The sequence below is a fragment of the Mesorhizobium sp. WSM4832 genome (assembly GCF_055811115.1).
This window is the reverse complement of the sequence record NZ_JBVVQH010000047.1, coordinates 1,297-2,543: the sequence shown is the minus strand read 5'-3', so window position 1 is coordinate 2,543 and position 1,247 is coordinate 1,297. Positions and strand designations below refer to the sequence as shown.

Here is a 1,247-nt window from a genome sequence, read left to right as displayed (position 1 = left end):
TACGAGATCCGGCCGATCATGCTCTATCTGCCAGGCGCGCCGCTGGCTGCTGGCGAGGAGTGAGAAGAGCCTGCCACCACAGTATTTGGGGAAAGCGTGCAGCAGTTTTTCGTCCGGATTGCGTAAAGCAGGGTCACCGCAACGGGCTGTGCCCGGCGATGCGGCCGCGAGCCGCGACATCGGCAGGGGCTTCATCGGCCGGATAGCCGAGGTCCTTCAGTTCCGGCATCGACAGGCCGGCCAAAGCCCTGCGCTGCATGGCATCCCGATACCGGCGCCGGAGCCCCGCGACAACGATCGCGATATGGGCGAGCGTGCCGGCAAATCGGGAGGTCGGCTGGAAGGTCCTGAGGCTGATGTAGGTCATTGTCATTCTCCCTCGTTCGAACTCACGGGAGCAATGTCCCACCGGCGCGCTTTGCCAATGTTCATCCAGGTGTGAAACCGCAGGAAAAACTGCGGATGGCAGCGCTAAATCGTCGTTAAGTCGGCGGACGGGACGTGATATTCTGCTCAAAGCTGTTTCACGGGGGCCGGGGTGCACATTCGATTGCTTGGCGGCATGGAGGTTGTCTCCGCAGGCGGACAACCTCTGCACTTCGCGACGCGCAAGACGTCGCTGCTCTTTGCTTCGCTCGTTCTGGCTGGCCCCAAGGGCCTTCGCCGCGAGAGGATAGCGGCGATGCTGTGGTCGGGCAGCGGCGAGCAGCAGGCGCGAAATAGCCTGCGCCAGGCCCTGGTCGACATCAGGCGGCTCTTTCCGTCCACCGGCGACGAGGCCATTCGCATCGAGGGCAATGGCGACACCATCTGGCTCGCGTCGAACGCCGACGAGGCCGACATCTGGATTTTCGACCGAAAAACCCAAGCCGATGACGCTGCAAGCCTCGCGGCAGCGGCCGACCTCTACCGGGGCGACCTGCTCGACGGGCTGTCATTGCTCGGCGAGATCGACGAGTGGCTTGCGCCGCTTCGGGCGAACTACACCCGCAAGGCGCTGGAACTGGCCGAGCGGTTAAGCCTCTTGCCGGAGCTGGGTTCGCGCGAGGAACAGGCCAGTGAAAGACTGGCGGAACAACTGGTGACGCTCGACCCATGCGCCGAGCAGGCACACCGCGCCTTGATCCGCATCTTCCGCCGCCGCGGCAAGACCAGCGACGCCTTCCGCCAGTTCCTGGCCTGCAAGGAAGCGCTGAAGCGCGAGCTCGGCATTGAGCCCGAAGAAGCGACGCGGGCACTAGTCGAAC

At 64.2% G+C, this 1,247-nt stretch carries 2 protein-coding genes; one reads left to right on the top strand and one right to left on the bottom strand.

Annotated elements, in window-relative coordinates:
- Positions 1–133 precede the first annotated feature (133 nt).
- The gene (locus tag AC0L2L_RS33235) at positions 134–367 is read right to left on the bottom strand and encodes a hypothetical protein (protein ID WP_473584003.1); all 234 of its coding nucleotides are present in this window, start codon (positions 365–367) and stop codon (positions 134–136) included.
- Between the two features lie 183 nt (positions 368–550).
- Between AC0L2L_RS33235 and AC0L2L_RS33230 the strand changes: the two genes are divergently transcribed.
- Positions 551–1,247, top strand: a 697-nt coding sequence (locus AC0L2L_RS33230) for an AfsR/SARP family transcriptional regulator (protein WP_473584002.1), incomplete at its 3' end; no start/stop codon positions are given.